19 protein-coding genes and 1 pseudogene are annotated in these 19,016 nt (G+C 60.1%); 8 read left to right on the plus strand and 12 right to left on the minus strand.

Going from position 1 to position 19,016, the window contains the following annotated elements:
* Window positions 1-72 precede the first annotated feature (72 nt).
* The 5 genes and pseudogenes from istA to BMY84_RS13410 all read left to right on the plus strand — a co-directional run.
* Window positions 73-1,626 carry an IS21 family transposase gene (gene istA / locus BMY84_RS13395; RefSeq protein WP_093084493.1) on the plus strand — a complete coding sequence of 518 codons (1,554 nt, stop codon included), beginning with the start codon at window positions 73-75 and terminating at the stop codon, window positions 1,624-1,626.
* 15 nt (window positions 1,627-1,641) lie between these two features.
* Window positions 1,642-2,418 (plus strand): IS21-like element helper ATPase IstB, encoded by a 777-nt coding sequence (istB, locus tag BMY84_RS13400; RefSeq protein WP_093084494.1) that lies wholly within the window; start codon window positions 1,642-1,644, stop codon window positions 2,416-2,418.
* 247 nt (window positions 2,419-2,665) lie between these two features.
* Window positions 2,666-3,379 carry a LysR substrate-binding domain-containing protein gene (locus tag BMY84_RS13405; protein ID WP_093084495.1) on the plus strand — a complete coding sequence of 238 codons (714 nt, stop codon included), beginning with the start codon at window positions 2,666-2,668 and terminating at the stop codon, window positions 3,377-3,379.
* Entirely contained in the window at window positions 3,376-3,840 is a 465-nt protein-coding gene (locus tag BMY84_RS29085; RefSeq protein WP_143075041.1) for a hypothetical protein, read from the plus strand. Before BMY84_RS13405 ends, BMY84_RS29085 begins: the two co-directional genes overlap by 4 nt.
* Window positions 3,744-3,992: pseudogene (locus BMY84_RS13410) on the plus strand (transposase domain-containing protein); the annotation flags it as partial. The gene BMY84_RS29085 and the pseudogene BMY84_RS13410, both read left to right, overlap by 97 nt.
* 10 nt (window positions 3,993-4,002) lie before the next feature.
* On the opposite strand, the gene BMY84_RS30425 reads toward BMY84_RS13410, so the two are convergent.
* Window positions 4,003-4,356: a lipocalin-like domain-containing protein gene (locus BMY84_RS30425; RefSeq protein ID WP_256215243.1), complete on the minus strand. Its 354-nt coding sequence runs from the start codon at window positions 4,354-4,356 to the stop codon at window positions 4,003-4,005.
* Between BMY84_RS30425 and BMY84_RS30820 the strand changes: the two genes are divergently transcribed.
* Entirely contained in the window at window positions 4,264-4,638 is a 375-nt protein-coding gene (locus tag BMY84_RS30820; RefSeq protein ID WP_371262418.1) for a hypothetical protein, read from the plus strand. The genes BMY84_RS30425 and BMY84_RS30820 overlap by 93 nt on opposite strands.
* Window positions 4,523-5,649, plus strand: a protein-coding gene (locus BMY84_RS13425; protein WP_218146953.1) for an IS3 family transposase whose coding sequence is annotated in 2 segments (ribosomal slippage) — window positions 4,523-4,760 and window positions 4,760-5,649 — 1,128 coding nt in all. Because the reading frame shifts where the segments join, the coding sequence is not laid out codon by codon here. Before BMY84_RS30820 ends, BMY84_RS13425 begins: the two co-directional genes overlap by 116 nt.
* Window positions 5,650-5,910: 261 nt before the next feature.
* On the opposite strand, the gene BMY84_RS13430 is transcribed toward BMY84_RS13425, so the two are convergent.
* The 5 genes from BMY84_RS13430 to styA all read right to left on the minus strand — a co-directional run bounded on the left by BMY84_RS13430 (window position 5,911) and on the right by styA (window position 9,766).
* Entirely contained in the window at window positions 5,911-6,291 is a 381-nt protein-coding gene (locus BMY84_RS13430; protein ID WP_143075043.1) for a hypothetical protein, read from the minus strand.
* A gap of 306 nt (window positions 6,292-6,597) precedes the next feature.
* Window positions 6,598-7,260 carry an OmpW/AlkL family protein gene (locus tag BMY84_RS13435; protein ID WP_093084498.1) on the minus strand — a complete coding sequence of 221 codons (663 nt, stop codon included), beginning with the start codon at window positions 7,258-7,260 and terminating at the stop codon, window positions 6,598-6,600.
* Between the two features lie 66 nt (window positions 7,261-7,326).
* Window positions 7,327-7,872: a styrene-oxide isomerase StyC gene (styC, locus tag BMY84_RS13440; protein ID WP_256215244.1), complete on the minus strand. Its 546-nt coding sequence runs from the start codon at window positions 7,870-7,872 to the stop codon at window positions 7,327-7,329.
* A gap of 73 nt (window positions 7,873-7,945) precedes the next feature.
* Entirely contained in the window at window positions 7,946-8,443 is a 498-nt protein-coding gene (locus BMY84_RS13445) for a flavin reductase family protein (protein WP_039570716.1), read from the minus strand.
* Between the two features lie 54 nt (window positions 8,444-8,497).
* Window positions 8,498-9,766 carry a styrene monooxygenase subunit StyA gene (styA, locus tag BMY84_RS13450; protein ID WP_093084500.1) on the minus strand — a complete coding sequence of 423 codons (1,269 nt, stop codon included), beginning with the start codon at window positions 9,764-9,766 and terminating at the stop codon, window positions 8,498-8,500.
* Between the two features lie 120 nt (window positions 9,767-9,886).
* Here styA and BMY84_RS13455 point away from each other — a divergent pair, with 120 nt between their 5' ends.
* Window positions 9,887-10,855, plus strand: a complete 969-nt coding sequence (locus tag BMY84_RS13455) for a LysR family transcriptional regulator (protein WP_093084501.1) — start codon at window positions 9,887-9,889, stop codon at window positions 10,853-10,855.
* A 3-nt stretch (window positions 10,856-10,858) separates the two neighbouring features.
* Here BMY84_RS13455 and BMY84_RS13460 read toward each other — a convergent pair whose 3' ends face one another.
* The 6 genes from BMY84_RS13460 to paaG are packed head-to-tail and all read right to left on the minus strand — an operon-like array spanning window position 10,859 to window position 18,947.
* Entirely contained in the window at window positions 10,859-12,361 is a 1,503-nt protein-coding gene (locus BMY84_RS13460; RefSeq protein WP_093084503.1) for an aldehyde dehydrogenase family protein, read from the minus strand.
* An 11-nt stretch (window positions 12,362-12,372) separates the two neighbouring features.
* Complete coding sequence (locus BMY84_RS13465; RefSeq protein WP_052207693.1) at window positions 12,373-14,448, minus strand: 3-hydroxyacyl-CoA dehydrogenase NAD-binding domain-containing protein; 2,076 nt, start codon at window positions 14,446-14,448, stop codon at window positions 12,373-12,375.
* Window positions 14,449-14,455: 7 nt separating this feature from the next.
* Window positions 14,456-14,761 (minus strand): EthD family reductase, encoded by a 306-nt coding sequence (locus BMY84_RS13470; RefSeq protein ID WP_066043554.1) that lies wholly within the window; start codon window positions 14,759-14,761, stop codon window positions 14,456-14,458.
* A 22-nt stretch (window positions 14,762-14,783) separates the two neighbouring features.
* Window positions 14,784-16,079 carry a phenylacetate--CoA ligase PaaK gene (gene paaK / locus BMY84_RS13475; RefSeq protein ID WP_066043557.1) on the minus strand — a complete coding sequence of 432 codons (1,296 nt, stop codon included), beginning with the start codon at window positions 16,077-16,079 and terminating at the stop codon, window positions 14,784-14,786.
* A gap of 23 nt (window positions 16,080-16,102) precedes the next feature.
* Complete coding sequence (gene paaZ / locus BMY84_RS13480) at window positions 16,103-18,214, minus strand: phenylacetic acid degradation bifunctional protein PaaZ (RefSeq protein ID WP_256215245.1); 2,112 nt, start codon at window positions 18,212-18,214, stop codon at window positions 16,103-16,105.
* The gene (paaG, locus tag BMY84_RS13485; protein WP_093084506.1) at window positions 18,156-18,947 is read right to left on the minus strand and encodes a 2-(1,2-epoxy-1,2-dihydrophenyl)acetyl-CoA isomerase PaaG; all 792 of its coding nucleotides are present in this window, start codon (window positions 18,945-18,947) and stop codon (window positions 18,156-18,158) included. Before paaG ends, paaZ begins: the two co-directional genes overlap by 59 nt.
* Between the last annotated feature and the right edge of the window lie 69 nt (window positions 18,948-19,016).

Genomic DNA, 19,016 nt, shown 5'->3' on the forward strand with positions numbered 1-19,016 from the left:
AGGGGTCGAGGTTAGGCTTTGTGATGCGCCGCTCTGGCATTGTTGCTCCTCATCGTTGCGATGGGAGGGGTCATGCCAAGGCGGAAGCAGACGAGACGAACCGACGTGAAGGACATGCGATCGATCCTCCGGCTGACCTATGAGCAGGGTTTGTCGGTACGGGCTGTGTCAGAACGGCTGAAGCTGAGCAAGACTACGGTATCGACCTATTTGCTTCGTGCACGCGAGGCAGGTCTGACAGGGTGGCCGTTGCCGCCGGGGTGCGATAATGACGCTGCGGTTGAACGCCTAGTCTTCCGGCGAGTGGGCCGGCCTCCGCAGGATCGTAAGGAGCCCGACTGGCCGCTCGTCGCGCGTGAGATCAAGCGCAAGGGCGTGACGCTAGTATTGTTGTGGCAGGAATATCGGGCTGCTCACCCCAATGGCTATGGCTACACATGGTTTTGTGACCGGTTCCTGTCTTTCCAGCGGCGGACCCATGTCAGCTTCCGCAATCGGCATGAGGCGGGGGCTGTCATGCAAACCGATTATGCGGGGCAGACTGTGCCGCTGATCGATCCTGTGACTGGCGTCATCACCCCGGCGCAGATCTTCGTGGCGGTTCTTGGCGCTTCCTCGTTCACCTTTGCGATGGCAAGCCTGAGCCAGCAGCTGCCGGACTGGATCGACGCTCAGTGCCGTGCGCTGAGCTTTATTGACGGCGTTCCGCGCGCGATCGTGTGCGATAATCTCAAGGCAGGCGTTGCCAAGGCCCTTTGGTTCGAGCCTACGCTCAGCGCCACCTTTGCGGCAATGGCCGAACATTACGACACGACGATCCTGCCAACCCGGAGCCGGCGGCCACGCGACAAAGGAAAAGTCGAGGACGCAGTTCTGATCGTAGAGCGCTGGATCCTGGCGCGGCTGCGCAATCGGCGCTTCTTCAGTCTGGCGGATCTCAATGCCGCGATCGCGCAGTTGCTGGTCGATCTCAATGATCGGCCCATGCGGCATATCGGGAAATCCCGCCGCGCGATCTTTGAGGAGATAGAGCGATCGGCATTGTCTGCCCTGCCCACGTCCGTGTTCGAATATGCCGAGTGGAAAAGGGCCAAGGTCCATCCTGATTATCACGTCGAGGCCGACAAGACTTTCTACTCAGTGCCGCATCGGCTGATCGGCCGGCAGGTTGATGTCCGGCTGACGCATCGGGTGGTCGAAATCTTCTTCGACCATATACGGGTCGCCAGTCATATGCGGACATCCCAGCGTCGTGGGCATGTGACGGTCAATGAGCATATGCCCAAGTCCCATCAACGTTATGCGAATATATCCCCGGCAAGCCTGATCGAGCGTGCCAGGAAAACCGGCCCGAACACGGCGATGTTCGTAGAAAGGCTGATGGTCGACAAGCCGCATCCCGAACAGGGGTATCGCTCTGCCATGGGCATCCTCTCCCTGGCGCGACGCTACGAGCATGATCGGCTCGAAGCGGCCTGTGACCGGGCGCTGGTGATCGGCGCCATCACTTACTCTTCCGTCAACGCCATCCTCAAAGCCGGGCTCGACAAAATCCCGCCGGCGGCGGGGCCGCTCAAACCAACACCGGCACACGGCAACATCCGTGGCGGGTCCTATTATCAATAATGAAAGGACGATCTCTTGCTGACACATCCTACCCTTGATCAGATGCATAGCCTGGGGCTTGGCGGTATGGCGGCCGCGTGGCGCGATATTGCTGAACAAGACGCCGCTGGCGATCTTACCCGGGATGAATGGCTCGGGCTCATGCTGGACCGTGAGATCGCTACCCGTGCAGACCGGCGTCTGACCAACCGGCTTGCCACTGCAAAACTCCGCTTTGTCGACGCCTGTATCGAAAATGTCGACTTTACCGCGCACCGTGGCATGGATCGGCGTAATATCCTCTCACTCGCGCAAGGCGCCTGGCTCAATGCCCACGAGAATCTCATCATCACCGGCCAAACCGGTACCGGAAAAACCTGGCTGGGATGTGCGTTCGGGCGGCAAGCGGCCCGCCAGGATCACTCGGTTCTCTACCTGCGTATGCCGCGCCTGTTCGAAGATCTTGCCCTCGCGCGTCTCGATGGTCGCTTCCCGCGCGTGGTTGACAAGCTGGCCCGCGTCCAGCTGCTCATTCTTGATGACTGGGGAACTCACAGCCTCAATGATCAGCAACGCCTCGACCTGCTCGAAATCTTCGAGGAACGTTACCGCCGGAAATCTACATTGATCACCGCCCAGATCCCCGTGGCGGCTTGGTATGACATGATCGGCGAGCCGACCATCGCTGACGCTATCCTCGATCGCATCATCCACAATGCCCACCGCATCACGCTACAAGGCGACAGCATGCGACGACAAAAAGCCCCTTCAGGCTTGACCCAAGAGGCAAATATCGAAATCACTCAACCCTGACAGCAACCAGCATCCACTGCCTACACCAGCTGTCCCGGAATTACTGAAGCGCTTGTCCGGGATTTAGCGAAGCAGCTGTCCGACTTTTGCGAAATGCGCAGATTCCACGAGCCATACAAGCAGATCGATCGATTAAGAAGCGTCGGGGCACCGTCATCCCAATCGATTTTCGTGACTTTGCGAAATATTGTATTTGCGGTATGTCAGTTGAAGATAGTTTAAAAAAGAATGCGATTATTGCCACAGCGTGCAGTTGACCGACACAGGCCGCATCTTCTTCGAGCGCTGCGAGAGGATTGCTCAGGAACGGGACGAGGCGATCGCCCTGATAGGCGAGCAGGGTGAGCCGCAGGGCGATTTACGAGTCACCTGTTCGACGGCCATGGATGAGCGGTTCGTGGCGCCGATCATACGGCGTTTCACGATGCCCCATCCCAAACTCAATATCACCATCGATCTATCGAACCGGATCGTCGATCTCGTCGCGGAAGGCTATGATCTTGCCGTTCGCACTGGACATGTCGCCGATCCCCGTCTGGGTGCTCGGCGGGTCGCTTCGCGCACGCTGTTCACGTGCGCGGCTCCCGGTTACCTCGCGCGCATGCCAAAACCGGAAAAAGTCAGTGATCTTGCTAAACATGAGTGCATCGTTGGCACCAACACGGTCTGGCATTTCAAAAGGGGCGACAAAGCGTTTCACCACAACCCGAAAGGACGATTTCGCTGCAACAGTGGGCACGCGGTGATAGAAGCCTGCATAGCCGACTTTGGAATCTGCCAACTGCCAGACTTCTACATACTTCCCCATCTCAAGCAGGGCATGGTCGAGTTGGTCCTAGAAGATCAACAGCCTGAAGACGAGGCGATCTGGGCCGTCTACCCCCAACGGCGTCATCTTCTCCCCAAGATACGGCAGGTGGTAGAATGCCTTGCGACCGATCTGGCGGCTTCCATGTCATGAACTGCCTCAGCGCTTTGAATCGGAGGTCTCAGATCACTGCCCAGGACCAGCCTGATGCATCCTTTGAATGCTTTAAAGCATCGGTGCGGATCAAGCCGCTTGACGAACAGCCGGCCCAGATAGAACATAAAGAGATCAAGCGAGTCGATGCTGAACCAATGCCCATACCGTTTTCCGCCTCACCTCGGCCTCTGGCCGAGACGCTTGCCGCGCTTCGCGAGGAGGTCGCGGTCCTGCGCACGGCGCATGGGTCGGCGCTAGGGTTTGGGCTGCCGGAAATCGACGAGCGCTCGCCGACCATGGCCTGGATGCCAGCGGACTTCATGAGTTCGCCGCCGCCTCGGCAAGCCTCAGCGACGACGCGGCCGCTACGCTGTTCCTGGCGGGAATGGCTCTTGGCAGAAAATCATGGCTCTTCGCTGGGTCAGACCGCGGTGGTCAACGCACGGCCTTCATGTTGAGCCTCATCGGCACGGCGAAGCTCAACGACATCGATCCCTAGGCCTGGCTCGCCGATGTTCTCACGCAGATCGCAGACATCCCACAGAGCCGTCTCCACGAACTGCTTCCCTGGAACTGGCGCGCCACAGACGATCAACGCCAAGCGGCCTGATCCGCGGTTCTCACCGGATGCATACGTTGCCGGCACGCGTCCATGTCAGATACGACATGACGGTCTTGCCGCCAGACTGGATGGGCGACGCCGTGCTGAGGTGGAGAAGGTCGCCTTCCTGCCTGACGACGCGAGGCTGGGTCTGGCCCAGCCAATTGGGCAAGTACGAAACGAACATGCCGTGTGTCAGCGTCTGATCCTCTTCCTTCACTTGGTCATGAGCGCATCGTCTCCACGCATCATAGACGAACTGCGCACAGGCAACCTTGATATGGCGTTCATGCGTCAGGATGAAGATGCGGCCGATATTCATTTTGAGATTGCCGGTTATCATCACGTCATGGTCTTCCTCCGCGAGGACCATCCTCTCGCTGCAAAAGCGCAATTGGACTACGACGACCTGATTGACGAAATATATGTCTCTGTTGGCCGACGGTCGGCACCGGCTTTACGATCAGCCATTGATGGACTTGTACCGGATTTGCGCCGGTCACCTGAGCGATTAGAGCTCGCAACAGGAGACCGACGAGATGATCAAGCATACAGAAGAGTTCAAGCAGGAGGCGGTGCGGATTGCGCTGACCAGCGGATTGCCTCGCAACCGGGTCGCATCGGATTTGGGGATAGGGAAGTCGACGCTGGGTAAGTGGGTGTCGCAGTATCGGCCCAGTGATCTGGTTTCAGCGCCGCAGGCAGATCTGGCACGTGAGAATGAACGCCTTCGCCTTGAGAACCGTGTGCTGCGGGAGGAGAGGGAAGTACTAAAGAAGGCCACGCAGTTCTTCGCGAGCCAAAGGCCGTGAAGTTCGCTTTTGTGCATAGCTGGCGGCACCAGTGGCCCGTCGAACTGCTCTGCCGTGTCATGCTTGTCAGTGAGCGCGGCTATCGATCCTGGCGCTCGCGACCGATCAGCCAACGTGCGCGCACGGATATGAAAGTGCTGGCACATATCCGGGAACAGTATCGCCTCAGCCTTGGCAGCTATGGTCGTCCGAGGATGACAATGGAACTCAAGGAGGTCGGCCTCGCCGTTGGCGAGCGCCGGGTCGGGCGCCTGATGAAGATCAACGGGATCAAGCCAGTCCGCACGCGCAAGCACAAGGTTACGACGGACAGTCACCATCGCTTGGGTGTCGCGGCAAACTGGTTGGACGGTGATTTTGCCTCCGATGCTCCCAATCGGAAATGGGCGGGCGACATTACTTATATCTGGACGTCGGAGGGCTGGCTCTACCTTGCCGACATTCTCGACCTGCATAGCCGTCGCGTCGTGGGCTGGGCAGTCAGTGACAGAATGAAGAAGGACTTGGCGATCAGAGCGCTGGATATGGCCGTGCGCCTGCGCCAGCCTCCGGAAGGCTGCTTTTTTCATTCGGATCGTGGCAGCCAATATTGTTCTTACGACTATCAGAAAAAGCTGCAGGCCTATGGCCTGCGTCCATCGATGAGCGGCAAGGGAAATTGCTACGACAATGCGTCCGTCGAGACCTTCTTCAAATCCCTGAAGGCCGAACTCATCTGGCGGCAGAGCTGGCCGACGCGGCGTCAGGCAGAAGCCGCCATCTTCCAGTACATCAATGGCTTCTACAACACCCGTCGTCGCCATTCATATCTGGGCGGCATCAGCCCGCTCGCGTTCGAAGCCAAGGTGGCATAGTGAGATAGGTGACCGGCACAAAACCGTTACAAGTCCATTCGATGCGACCTTCCTGGCATGCCCCTCGTCCGAGGCTTCAAGAGACATGAGAACCGCCACTTCATCCGGTCCCGTAGAAAATGTGAGATCGAACGGCGGCACGTCTGCAACTCCGGTTCATGCCTTAAATCATCATGCGTTGATTAAGAATGAGATGCTGGCAGGTCAATGCTACAAGGTGGGAACCCGATGGCATTGCGTCGACGGCATTGACGGCGAGGTTTAGGATGGCGTCTCAAGCTGGGGCGCATCGGCGCAGCTCCGCCACGCACCTGCCGCCATTACCATTTCGATTCGCATCGTCTCGCTCACCGTTCGATAGATTTGCTCGGACATGCTACAGACGAGGCGATTGGGACCAAAAACCTTTTCGAGTGGCTGCTTGCGTGCGAAAGCGAGGAGCCGCGCGGTTAGCATCGCGGCGCGTTGGGCGCGCTCCCGCGCATCGTCGCCGTAGCGGAGTGCCTTGTCGTCGCCCGCTCCGGACCTTCGTCGCCGACGCATGTCGAGCGAACCGATAACGATCGCCAACATGTTGTTGAAGTCATGCGCGAAATCGCCGGTAAGCTGGCCCACCGTTTCCATCTTCTGGATATGGCGCAATTGCGCTTCGACCTGGTCGCGAGCCTCGGCTTCAGCGATGAGCCTGGCATTGGCATCCGCAGATTTCCAAGTCGAGCCGCAGCTTCGCGGATTGCCGCGTATGCGAGTAGGACCACAAGCACCGCGCTCAAGCAAAGAACAAGGCGGGTGATCTGCGTGAAGCGTCCTCGTCATCATTCACGGCGGGATGGGTCCCCAAGACCGGCGATGCTCGGTTGCGACACCTGAGACATGTGATCGACGTCATTCCATGCTGCCTCGGGCTATTTTTACGGACGGCCGCGTATTCGGCCCGAGGCGAGGCACTCAGAAGTGAAAGCTGATACCGCCAGTCACTATCAGCGGATTGATCTTGATCTTCGCATCGGCAGGCACACCGCCGACATTACCGCGGGCCGTCGTATCGAGCACAATCTTCTTGGCGTCGATGAACAGGCCGAAGCGATCATTTATCATGCTTTCCGCCCCTGCCTGGAAGGTAACGCCGACAGGGCTCCTGACGCGCAAGTTTTGGACTGCTCCATCCTTCTCACCGAGCACGATCGTATAGTTTACGCCGGCCCCGATATAGGGGATGAAGCGAGGGCCGAAATCCGTCACGTGATACTGAATGGCTGCCACTGCGGGCCCGTATGTGATCTTGCCAAGCTTGACACCGGCAAGCGGGCCGGCACCGACCAGAGTGGCCGTCGGGGGCGCCCCGACTGTCAGTGAAACCGAGACATTGGGATTGAAATAGTAACCAGCCTCGATCTCGCCGGTGAAGTTGTTTTTGGCGGTCACGCTTGCGCCAGGCACTATCTGGCCACCGAGCCGGATTTTCGCGCCCTCATCATAGATGACCTCGGCTGGGCCGGCCCGAACGAACCAGTGCTTGAACGTTGGCGCATCGCCATCAGCAGCCCGAACCGGGTTCGCAAGCGAGAGACTTGCGGCGACAACCCCGAAAATGGTCAGTTGCTTCTTCATACATCCTCCCTATGGCGCTCGGTTGACGGGCGCTCTTGTGATTGACTTGAAAACCGTCGGCGAGGCTCAGTGGCGCGCGTCCCGCAACGCCTGTATCCCGATTGCAAACAGTGCGATCATGACGAGAACACCGAAGAGATAGGCCGGCGCCAGAGCCAAGAAACCGAAGATGTTCGCCTCGCCAAAACGGTTCGCCGTGAAGTTGAGCCCGCGATTGGGTGCGAAGTTGCCAAAGAAATAGAAGCCGGTGTTCGACCAGCCGTCGAGTACGACGATGAGGCCCCAGATTCGCGCCCATTTAGGCGTGAACGATAGCAGGGGAAGGCAAAAGGCGACGGTGATCACCATAAGACCGTTCAGCACGGGTCCAGTATGCGCGCGCGCCCAACCTTCAGCAGTGCCGGGAAGCTGGAAATCCCAATGAAAGCCGGGGAAGATCGGAATGAAACCGCCGATGAGATACATCCAAAGGCCGAGGCCTCCGACCAGGGCTGCGAAGATCATCAATACGCCATTGCCGATCATCATCTTGCGCAGTGCCGCGCGTTCGCGCTCTACGTCGGGCGCAGCGTCCACCTCACCAGCTGCGGGCTGTGCCGCCAGAGTTGCCATAACATCTCTCCTCATTATTGTTATGCATTGTTATGCATTGTTATGCATTGTTATGCATTGTCATGCGATTAGATCAGGCCGCGTTCGCCATCGGCAGAACGTGGAACCTGCCGCCATGAAAGATGAGCGGTGGATTCTCGTCGAAATAGGCACTTTCGATGATACCGAAGAACACGATATGCGTGCCGGCTTCGACGGCCTGATCGACGCGACATTCCAGGGCTGCGAGGGCGCTTGACAGGATCGGCAAGCCCCGTTCCTCCCCTCGGATCCAGTCGCCGTGGCCGAAGCGCTCATCGCCCTGTAGCCCCCCCCTCCCGGCGAAGACTTCAGCAACAGGCTGATGGTGCTCGGCGAGGAGGTTGACAGCGAAATGACCTGCTTCCTTGATCATCTGACAGGTACCGGTGGCGGTGTTGACGCAGACCAGGATGGTCGGCGGCGCAGCGGAGACGGAACAGACGGCGGTGGCAGTGACGCCGCGACGCTCACCGTTGTGCGCGGTCGACACGATGCTCACGCCCGCAGCCAACCGGGACAGCGCCTGCTTAAACATTTGGTCGGGAACCATCGATTTATCCTCTCACTTCGGTGAGATTGCCCCCCAAAGGGGGCAACCCATCACTTATTCTGCGGCGACAAGTTCCTCGGCATCGTTGGCGGGCGTACCGAGCCGGGCCTGGATCCACGCCTGCACGCGCTCCGGGCTCGAAAAACAGTCCCACTGCTTCTCCGGGAAATTGAAGTTCTCCGTGAACTCGTCGGCCAGTTTCGGATTCTGACTGACAGCCCCAATGAACTGGAGAAGATTGGGATCGAGGGTCGCGAGCGACGAAAGCATGTAGTTGGTCCAGCGCGTGGCGCTCAGCACGCGGTCGCGACGGCGGGCGTCGACCTTTTCCATGAAGCGCTCGTCGAGCACGTCATTGGCGACAATCTCTTCGCCCAGGATGATCGCCGCGTAAGAGGCCATGTTTGCCCCCTGCCCCAGGACCGGGTCGACGACGGCCTGCACATCGCCCAGCGCCACGGCGATCTTGCCGTTCGGCAGCTTGCCATAGCTGTTGCGGACAGTCGGCGTAACGCCACCCTGCAGAATGTCGAGCGGGCCATTGGCCAGATCGAACTCCTCGAGGTCAATGCGCTCGTAGCAGGTTGGATAGTGCTTCTGTAGCTTCTCGAGGAGAAGCGCGATGAAGGCCTTGGGGTCGTCATCATATTTGGTCTTGGCGAGAATTTCGAGATCACCACCGATATGGTTCTCGATCACGAGCGCGTTGACCATGCCGTTGAAGGAGAGTGTCGGGATCTCGATCATCTCGCCGTGCCCGGGGGAGAAATACATCGTCACCGCACGGGTTTCGGGCTCGCGGATGCCTTTGAACAGGCCGACGCAGAGAGCGCGCTGCGGCCGATCGAACGGCGAGTAGGCAGGCTCGTGGGTGAACATTTGCCCAAACGGACCCTTGCCGGTGCAAACCACGAGGAGATCGAATTCGTCGGCAATCGCATCGAGGTCTTCGTGTGCGATCTGCCCATATTCGATGTCGCCGCCACGATCGATGAAGTCCTGCATGAGCTGGGGTTGATAGATGCGGTAATCGACCGCACGACTCGGTGCGACGAGGTCGCCATAGAACTGAAGCGGCTCGGGGGTGCCGATGTAATAATAATGCCCCTTGTAGCCGACATCCGGCCAGTGGTTCACGCCCAGCTTGTCTTCGCGCTCTACGGTCACATGATGGTGCGCCACCGTGTTGAGCAATCGCATGCCGGCATATTCTTCCGGGCGACGATCGGTGAACAGCTTAACCTCGACACCGTTCTTGAGAAGGTGCAAGCCTAGTTTGAGGCCCGCGGTGCCCGCGCCGATAATTCCGATCTTTTTGCTCATGCCATTCATCCTTTCCTGGAGTGAAGCTTTCCTGGGGTGAAGCTTTTCTTTTCTATTTATCGACCGAGCGGTCAGGCGTAAATGACGCAAATCCACTATGATATATGCGAAAGAGAATAAATGACTGATCGCATCGAAGCTTACGCCGCGTTCGCCCGTCTGATGGAATTGGGAAGTTTCTCCGCAGCCGGACGACAGCTCGGAATCTCCCAGTCCACGGTCAGCAAACATGTTGCAGGCCTGGAAAATAGCCTTGGTGTTCAACTGTTTACGAGAACCACACGGCGTATCAGTCCGACACCGGAGGCCTCCCGAATCTACGAACATGTGCAACATATGCTTGATGCCGTTGAGACCGCCCACGCTCTCGTCAAAGGCCAGCAACCCGAGGCCGCCGGACTTTTGCGGCTGGCGTTGCCCGAATCGCTCGGCCGCACCCTCCTCTTCCCTCTGGTGCGCTCGTTCATGGCTGCCCATCCTTTGATCAGCCTCGATGCGGTGCTGAGCGACAATGTTAAGGACATTGTCGCGGAAGGCTTGGAGCTTGCTATTACCACGGCCGCGCCGACGGAAGGATCCTTGATTACCCGAACCATTCGCGTATTTGAATGGGCGGTCGTGGCCTCTCCGGCCTATCTCGCAGCCCACGGCGCGCCTGAGAGCGCGATCGATTTGGAGGCCCATGAGATCGTGCGTTCCACCCGAAACGCAAGCGGCCGTCTGGAGTTCGATTCGGAAAATGGCCGACAGGTCGTGCAACTATCGGGTCGTCTGTGTACCAACAGTGACGAGGCCGCCTATCAGGCTGCGGTGGCGGGCGACGGGATAGCCATTGTACCATCCTGGCTGATCGACGATGACGTCCGCGACAAGAAGATCAGGCGTCTCCTGCCGGATTATTATCTGCCCCCGATAACGGTAACGGTGATCTATCCGCAGACCCGCTTCCTGTCGCGACGTGCACGCAGTTTCATCGACCACATTGCCACCGCGGTCGCGAGCCAGCCCCGCGACCGCGCTCCGGTCCGTCGATCCTTTCCGTCCGTAGCTAGGGGGACCGAGACCAACGGCGGTCAAGCCGACCGCTGATGCTTAGTGCGCGATGCACACGGACTTTACCTCGCTATAGCCGTCCAGCGAATGGATGCCGAAGTCGCGGCCGATCCCGGATTCCTTGTAGCCTCCAAACGGCATATTGGGATCGATCAAGTTGTGGCAATTGACCCAGACCGTGCCGGCCTTGATCCGGGGTACGAGGTCCATCGTTTTCTTGAGATCGTTAGTCCACAACGAGGCCGTCAGGCCCATTTCGGTATCATTGGCAAGGTTGATCGCTTCGTCCTCATCGTCGAAGGGGGTGACGGTGACCAGCGGCCCGAAGACCTCCTGCCGGGATATGGCAAGCTGCGCTCCCGCGCCGACTACAACGGTCGGCCGGACATAGTAGCCAGCGCGGTCGGGACTTTCACCTCCCGCGAGAATCTCGGCGCCATCCTGACGCGCGCGCGCTATATGGTCCAGAATCTTTGCGCGGTGCTGTAATGAAACCACGGGATTGATCTGCGCGGCCGTGTCCAGCCCTGGGCCCATGGTCATACCATCGACCGCGTGGGCAAGAGCCTTGATGAAGGGATCATAGATGGCGCGCGCGACATAGAGCCGCGAGGAGGCCGCGCAGACCTGACCGTTGTTGAAAAAGCCGCCGAGGATTGCACCCTGGACCGCCTGTTCGATGGGCGCGTCGGCAAGGAAGATGGCGGGGTTCTTGCCGCCAAGTTCGAGCGAGGTGCGCAAAAGCCGGTCCGATGCAGATCGCGCGATCGCCTTGCCGGTTGCGGTCGAACCGGTGAACGTGATCTTCGCCACGAGCGGATGATCGACCAGCGCTTTGCCTGCCTTGCCGTCACCGGTGATCACGTTGAGAACACCCGCGGGAAGCCCCGCCTCCTTCGCCAGACTCGCAAGCCGCAAGCTCGTAAGCGGCGTGACTTCCGATGGCTTAAGGACGACGGTGCAGCCAGCTGCAAGCGCCGGCATGATTTTCCACAGCCCGATCATCATCGGGAAGTTCCACGGTGCGATCGCGCCCACGACGCCGATAGGTTCGCGGCGCGTCGAGGCCGTGAAACGTGCACCTGGAATCGCGCCGATCGAGACGTCGAACGTTTCCCCGGTGATCTTCGTCGTGAGGCCAGCGACGTAACGCATGTAAGCCGGTGCGCCACCGACATCGACGAAACGCGAGATGTTGATCGACTTGCCCTGGTTGAGCGTTTCGATCTGCGCCAGTTCCTCCGCATTGGCTTCGACCAGATCGGCAAACTTGAGGAGCAGGCGTTCCCTCTCGGCGGGGGCAATGCCGCTCCAGACGCCGCTCTCGAACGCCTTGTGGGCAGCGCGCACGGCATGATCGACATCGTCGGGCGACGCATTGGCGACGCTCGCGATGGGTTCTCCGGTCGAGGGATCGAAGACGTCAAGTCGTTCGGTACCCTTCGCAGCGCGCCAGTCGCCATCGATGAAGAGCCCGTGATCATGCCCGATGAAGGTGGAGACCGCGCTGAGCGGGGTTACGTAGGATTGCGCCGTTGCCATGTCGTCTCTCCTTAAGCGGCATCTTGTGTTGATTGGCCTCGAGGGTGCATCTCGACGTTGCTGTCATGCGGATCGGCAGATGGCCACCAGCGGCCGAAGGGGCCTTGCGCATAGCCACGAAGCGCCGCGACACCGACATCGCCGGCCTGGTTCAGATGGAAGATCGGTCCTCCGCGGTGGCGAGGGAAGCCATAGCCGTTCACGAAAACCACATCGACGTCGCCTGGCCGCGCCGCGATCCCTTCTTTCACGATCTGCAGTCCTTCGGCGGCAGCCGCAAAGATGCACCGCTCCACGATTTCGTGGGTATCGATGTTTCGAGCTTCGACGCCAAAATTCTCGCGCGCCGCCGCCACGATGTCTGCCACTTCGGGGTTGTCGCCCTCGACCTTCCCGTCACAATAGAGATAAAAACCAGCGCCAGTCTTGCGACCGTGAAATCCACGCGAAACCAGCGTGTCGTGGACGCGGAAAGCAGCAGGCTCATAGGATCCCGGTTCCATGACCATCCGTCCCTTGTGACCGATGTCGATCCCGGAGAGGTCCGCCACGGCAAAGGGTCCCATGGCCATGCCGAAGTCCGTCAAAGCCTTGTCGACCCGCGAGGGTGTCGCGCCTTCGAGCAACAATAGCCCCGCCTCCCGGTTGTAGGCACGCAGCATCCGGTTGCCGATGAAACCGTGGCAAACGCCAGCGACGACCGGTATCTTGCCGGTTCGGCGGGCGAAAGCGAGCGCGGTCGCCAGCACCGCCGGATCGGTTTTGCGCCCGCGCACGATCTCCAGGAGCTTCATGACATTGGCCGGGCTGAAATAATGGAGCCCCACCACCTGGCCGGGTCGGTCGGTTACGGCCGCGATTGCGTCGATGTCGAGATAGGAGGTGTTCGTCGCCAGGATCGCCTCGGGCCGCGCGACGGCGTCAAGACGCCTGAAGATCGAATCCTTGACCTCCATGGTTTCGAAGGCGGCCTCGATAATGAGATCCGCTTGCGCCAACGCCTCATAATCGGTTGCGCCGGTGATATTGGCACGGCGCTCGGCCGCTACCTCGCTGGTCAGTCTTTTTCGCGCGACCCCATCGCCATAGGCTCGCGCGATACGATCGAGCCCGGCGGCAAGCGCCGCTTCATTTTGTTCGATGAGGGTGACCGGAAAGCCTGCGTCCGCCACGCTCATCGCGATCCCCGCGCCCATCGTGCCCGCGCCTATGACGCCGACGCGTGCAACACTGCGCGCGGCCCCGCCCTGTCCTTTCGCGGCTTCCCGTTCCGCAAAGAAGATGTGCCGCAGGGCGGCGGCTTGCGGGCTCGATCGTAATTCAAGAAAACGGGCCCGTTCCTCGGCCACACCGGCATCATAGGGACTTTGTAGCGCCAAACGGATGAGGTCTATGGCGATGCCGGGAGCGAGTGCGCCCCGCGATTTTCTGACCGTGTCCGCCTTCAGGTGGGCGAGCGCTTCAATTGTGGCGGTCGATGTCGCGACATTCCCTTCAGACAGACGTCGCCCGTCGAGCGACTGCCTGGCGACATCTCGAGCCCGCTCCACAGCTTCGATCTCGAGCGGCCTTTCGGCGATCCAGTCGATCAGCCCGATCTGCAGCGCGCTTGTCGCATTGCGCGGCTTACCGGTGGCAACCATGTCTGCGGCGACAAGGGGATCGACAAGACGGGGCAAGCGTTGCGTCCCGCCCGCCCCCGGAATGAGGCCCAGGGTCGTTTCAGGAAGCCCGAGCCTGGCGTCTGCGCTTGCCAGCCGATAGTGGCATGCTAGGGCGACTTCCAGCCCGCCTCCGAGCGCCTGGCCGGCGATCGCCGCAACGACCGGCTTTGTAGAAGCCTCGATCGCCTCGACGACTTCGGGAAGATGTGGCGGCTCGGGCGGCTGGCCGAACTCCCGGATGTCCGCGCCTGCGATGAAGCTCGCGCCGGTACCGATGATGACGACTGCATCGATATCCTCATCGGCCCCGCGCACAATCCCATCGATCAGGCCGCGGCGCTCGACCCTGGACAAGGCATTGACCGGGGGATTGTCGACTCTGAGCAGAAGGATCCTGCCGACGATTTCCTGATGGATGGGCATGGTCCGTTCAATCGCCCAGGGTGTGACCGGTCATGACCGTCAAAATGCCAGGCGCAAAGGCCACCGCGTCGGCGCCAACTGCGACATTTTCATCGCTTTTCATGGCGGTTTTGAAGCTATCCACATCAGCGAAATAAAGCTCAGCCAGGAGAAAATTGCCCTCCTCGCCCATCAATGTGCGGTCAATCCGCGTGACTTCGGTCTTCAACAGCCCCGGTATCTTCTCGACCAACGGCAGATGGACGGAATTATAGTGGGCGAAGAAAGCCGTCTCATCGGCCGGAATTTTATAGAGCGCCATCAGCTTATGCATGGTCCGGATTCTCCTGGGGAAATTACGCCTTGGGCCGCAAGTCGAGCACCCGTGTAGCCTTGCCACCGGATCGCACGAGCGAACCTGCCGGTTGGATATCGACCGCGACCGTGATGCCGATCATGGTCTTGATCCGTTCGGCGAGCCGCTTGCCATCACGCGCGCATTCGTTGTCGCCGATGCCCGCCCGCCCTTCGACAAGCAGTTTCACCTGATCCATCCGGCTCGGGCGCGTGATCTCGATCAGATAATGCGGCGCGAGCGCAGTGCAGCCGAGGATATGTTCCTCAATCTGGGTCGGAAAGACATTCACCCCACGAATGATCATCATGTCGTCCGAGCGGCCAGTGATCTTTGCCATGCGACGCATGGTCCGTGACGTACCCGGTAGTAGTCTGGTCAGATCGCGGGTACGGTAGCGAATGACAGGCATTGCTTCCTTGGTGAGCGAGGTGAACACAAGCTCGCCCTCCTCGCCCTCGGGCACGACCTCGCCGGTCACAGGATCGATGATCTCAGGGTAGAAATGATCTTCCCAGATGGTCGGCCCGTCCTTGGATTCAGCGCATTCCTGCGCCACACCGGGGCCCATGATTTCCGAGAGACCGTAGATGTCGACGGCGCTGATGTTGAATGCCTGTTCGATCTCGGCGCGCATGGCTTCTGTCCACGGTTCTGCGCCGAAGATGCCTGTCGTGAGCGAGGTGGTGGCCGGATCGATGCCCTGTCGCCGGAATTCGTCGAGTATCGACAGCATATAGCTGGGCGTGACCATGATCAGTTCGGGCCGGAAGTCGCCGATCAGTTGGACCTGCTTTTCGGTTTGCCCTCCAGACATCGGAATGACCGCGCATCCGAGCGCCTCTGCACCATAATGGGCACCGAGGCCGCCGGTGAAGAGGCCATAGCCATAGGCGATATGGACCTTCATTCCCGGGCGCCCGCCCGCCGCGTGGATGGATCGTGCGACCACACCTGACCAGGTTTCGATATCCTTCCTGGTATAGCCGACGACGGTGGGCCTTCCGGTAGTTCCCGACGATGCGTGGATGCGCGAAAGTTTCTCTTGCGGGACGGCGAAGAAGCCGAACGGATAGGCGTCTCGCAGATCGGCCTTCGTCGTAAACGGAAAGCGGGCCAGGTCCGCAAGCGTTCGAAGGTCATCCGGGTGTACGCCCGCCGCATCGAACTTCGCACGATAGCGGGGATTGCCTTCATAGGCGTGACGTATGGACCAACGAAGCCGCTCGAGCTGAAGCGCGCGAAGTTCGTCGACCGAAGCTGTCTCAATGGGTTCAAGTGCAAGCGCGGTAGCCATTTTCCTCTCCTCTTTCCCGGCTCTCAGACCGCGTTCATCGTCAGCAGATCATAGGTGGCAACAAGCTCATCGTCCTGGTTGCTGACATCGACATGCCAGCGAACTTCGCCCATTTCCGGTGTCTTGAGGGACTTCGATTTAGCGGTCAGGACCGCCTTCATGCTGTCTCCTGGCTTCAAAGGCTTGACGAAGCGCAGTCCTTCAAGACCGTAATTGGCGAGCACTGGTCCGGGCGCGGGATCGACGAACAGGCCGGCAGCGAACGACAGGATCAGATAGCCATGGGCTACGCGGCCGCCGAAGATCGGACTCTTTGACGCCGCTTCTTCGTCCATATGCGCATAGAATGTGTCGCCGGTGAAGTGTGCGAAATGCTCAATGTCTTCGAGTGTAACGGTCCTTGCCGCGGTACGGATGCCGTAGCCGGGTTCAATTTCCCCGAATGTCAGCCGGAAGGGATGGCGGTCGCCTTCGGCAGTCGGGGCGCCCGGCAACTGCTGATGCACGGCCTTTGACAGTAATGCTGGGCCACCCTGCAGCGCGGTGCGCTGCATATAATGTTTCACGCCGCGGATACCTCCCATTTCCTCGCCGCCGCCAGCGCGGCCCGGCCCGCCATGAATGAGGACCGGCAGTGGCGAGCCATGACCCGTCGACTCCTTGGCGCAGTCGCGGTCGAGGAAGAGGATGCGACCATGCCAGGCGCCGCCTGTGAGGATCACGTCACGCGCAACGTCCGGGTCGTGTGTCACGACCGATAGCGCGAGTGACCCCATGCCGCGGTTCGCGAGCGCAATTGCATCATCGATGCCGTCATAGGGCATTAGCGTCGATACCGGACCGAAGGCCTCGACCTCATGGATTGCCGTCGCCTTCCATGGCGTGTCGGTCCGCAGCAAGATGGGCGACATGAAAGCGCCTCCGCTTAGGCCTTCGCCCGTAAGAGGAACATCGTCCGGGCTTCCGAAGACGATCGGCGCTACCTTTGCGAGCTCGGTGATCCTTGAACGGACGTCCAACAACTGGCTGCGACTGGCAAGTGCTCCCATGCGCACGCTTTCGTCGCGCGGGTCACCGACCTTGATCTTGGCGAGACGGGCCGACAGCGCCTCCTGCGCGGCGTCGATCAGGTTGGCAGGCACGAGCGCGCGGCGAATGGCAGTGCATTTCTGCCCGGCTTTCACCGTCATCTCCTTCGCCACTTCCTTGACGAATAGATCGAACTCGGGCGTGTCGGGCGTCGCATCCGGCCCGAGAATTGACGCATTGAGCGAGTCGCGTTCCGCCGTGAACCGAACCGATTCGCGCGCAATGACCGGATGGTTTTGCAACAGCATGGCTGTGCGAGCAGAGCCGGTGAAGGCCACGACATCCTGGGCAGTCAGATGATCGAAAAGATCTCCCGTCTTGCCCGACACAAGTTGCAGCGCACCTGCCGGCAGCACGCCGGATTCGATCATGATCCGGAAAGCGGCCTCGGCGATGTAGCCGGTTGACTGTGCGGGTTTGACGACGGCCGGCACGCCCGCGAGCAGGGTGGGCCCGAGTTTTTCGAGCATTCCCCAGATCGGAAAATTGAAAGCGTTGATGTGAACGGCGACGCCCTGCAACGACGTGTAGACATGCTGCCCGACAAAGGTGCCGGCACGGCCCAGCAATTCGGTGTCGCCGTCGATCAATAGCCGCTCGTTGGGCAGTTCGCGCCGCCCCTTCGATGCATAGGCGAAGAGCGTCCCCGCTCCGCCCTCAATGTCGATCCAACTGTCCGAACGCGTCGCACCGCTGGGGTAGGAAAGCTCGTAAAGTTCCTCCTTTCGCGCCATCACGGCCTGCGCCAGCGCCTTGAGCATCAACGCGCGCTCGTGAAAGGTCATCGCTCGCAGCGCGGGTCCGCCGGTCGCCCGTGCGAAGCGCAACATCGCGCCGAAATCAATCCCATCACTGCCAATCTCGGCGATGATCTCACCGGTGACCGCCGACGCAACGGCCTCACGGCCGCCCGAACTCGTGTACCAATGTCCTTCGGTGTAACTTTGAACGGCACGAACGGCCATGAGATGAACTCCTTCTTGGCCGTCAACGGCCCGTAAATGCTGGCTTGCGTTTCGCCGAGAAGGCGGCAACGCCCTCTGCATAGTCGGCACTTCGACCGAGCCTGCGCATGAGATCGCGTTCGTTGTCGAGCGCAGCGTCGAGTGACTTCAATGAGGATTCCCGCAAGGCCTGCTTGGTCGCGGCGAGCCCGGAAGTGGGCCCGTTCGCAAAACGCGACGCCAGAGCGGCAGCTTCACCGGCAAGGACGTCATCATCGACACAGCGCCAGATGAGGCCCCAGGCTTCCGCCTGTTCCGCAGGCAAGGGATCACCTGTCAGCGCTAAGCCGAGCGCTCGCGCTTGTCCGATCAAACGTGGCAACACCCATGTCCCGCCGGAATCCGGGATGAGGCCGATATTGGCGAAAGACTGGATAAATTTCGCACTGCGAGCGGCAAGAACGATGTCACAGGCAAGTGCGATATTGGCTCCTGCCCCCGCCGCGACGCCGTTCACAGCACAGATGACCGGCATCGGCAGCGACGTAAGACTGCGGATCAAGGGCGCATAATAGCGCTCCACCGAGTCTCCGAGGTCAACCGGCTCGGCGCCCGGTGCAACCGCACGGTCGCCCAGATCCTGCCCGGCGCAAAACCCCCTACCCGCACCCGTGAGCAAAAGCGCACGGATTGATGAGTCGCCCGCCACGCGACCGAGCGCTTCGGCAACCTCCTCGTGCATCTGTAACGTGAAGCTGTTGAGGCGGTCGGGCCGGTTCAGCGTGAGTCGCGCAACGCCGTCCTGCGCTTCGAAAACTATCGTTTGATATGCCATGCATCCTCCGGCGGACATGCTGCCCTTAATTCGCAGAATGACCGGTCGAACTATTATTGGCAAGTCCTA

The organism is Sphingobium sp. AP50 (genome assembly GCF_900109095.1).
Classification (GTDB): domain Bacteria; phylum Pseudomonadota; class Alphaproteobacteria; order Sphingomonadales; family Sphingomonadaceae; genus Sphingobium.

Coding starts and splice junctions, on each gene's coding strand:
- BMY84_RS30425 (WP_256215243.1), bottom strand. CDS start 4,356: ATGGTCCTCGCGGAGGAAGACCATGACGTGATGATAACCGGCAATCTC.
- BMY84_RS13435 (WP_093084498.1), bottom strand. CDS start 7,260: ATGAAGAAGCAACTGACCATTTTCGGGGTTGTCGCCGCAAGTCTCTCG.
- BMY84_RS13460 (WP_093084503.1), bottom strand. CDS start 12,361: ATGGCAACGGCGCAATCCTACGTAACCCCGCTCAGCGCGGTCTCCACC.
- paaZ (WP_256215245.1), bottom strand. CDS start 18,214: ATGCAGAGGGCGTTGCCGCCTTCTCGGCGAAACGCAAGCCAGCATTTA.
- paaK (WP_066043557.1), bottom strand. CDS start 16,079: ATGGCTACCGCGCTTGCACTTGAACCCATTGAGACAGCTTCGGTCGAC.
- BMY84_RS13455 (WP_093084501.1), top strand. CDS start 9,887: ATGACTGATCGCATCGAAGCTTACGCCGCGTTCGCCCGTCTGATGGAA.
- paaG (WP_093084506.1), bottom strand. CDS start 18,947: ATGGCATATCAAACGATAGTTTTCGAAGCGCAGGACGGCGTTGCGCGA.
- BMY84_RS13445 (WP_039570716.1), bottom strand. CDS start 8,443: ATGGTTCCCGACCAAATGTTTAAGCAGGCGCTGTCCCGGTTGGCTGCG.
- BMY84_RS30820 (WP_371262418.1), top strand. CDS start 4,264: ATGGCGTTCATGCGTCAGGATGAAGATGCGGCCGATATTCATTTTGAG.
- styC (WP_256215244.1), bottom strand. CDS start 7,872: ATGGCAACTCTGGCGGCACAGCCCGCAGCTGGTGAGGTGGACGCTGCG.
- BMY84_RS13470 (WP_066043554.1), bottom strand. CDS start 14,761: ATGCATAAGCTGATGGCGCTCTATAAAATTCCGGCCGATGAGACGGCT.
- istA (WP_093084493.1), top strand. CDS start 73: ATGCCAAGGCGGAAGCAGACGAGACGAACCGACGTGAAGGACATGCGA.
- BMY84_RS29085 (WP_143075041.1), top strand. CDS start 3,376: ATGAACTGCCTCAGCGCTTTGAATCGGAGGTCTCAGATCACTGCCCAG.
- styA (WP_093084500.1), bottom strand. CDS start 9,766: ATGAGCAAAAAGATCGGAATTATCGGCGCGGGCACCGCGGGCCTCAAA.
- BMY84_RS13465 (WP_052207693.1), bottom strand. CDS start 14,448: ATGCCCATCCATCAGGAAATCGTCGGCAGGATCCTTCTGCTCAGAGTC.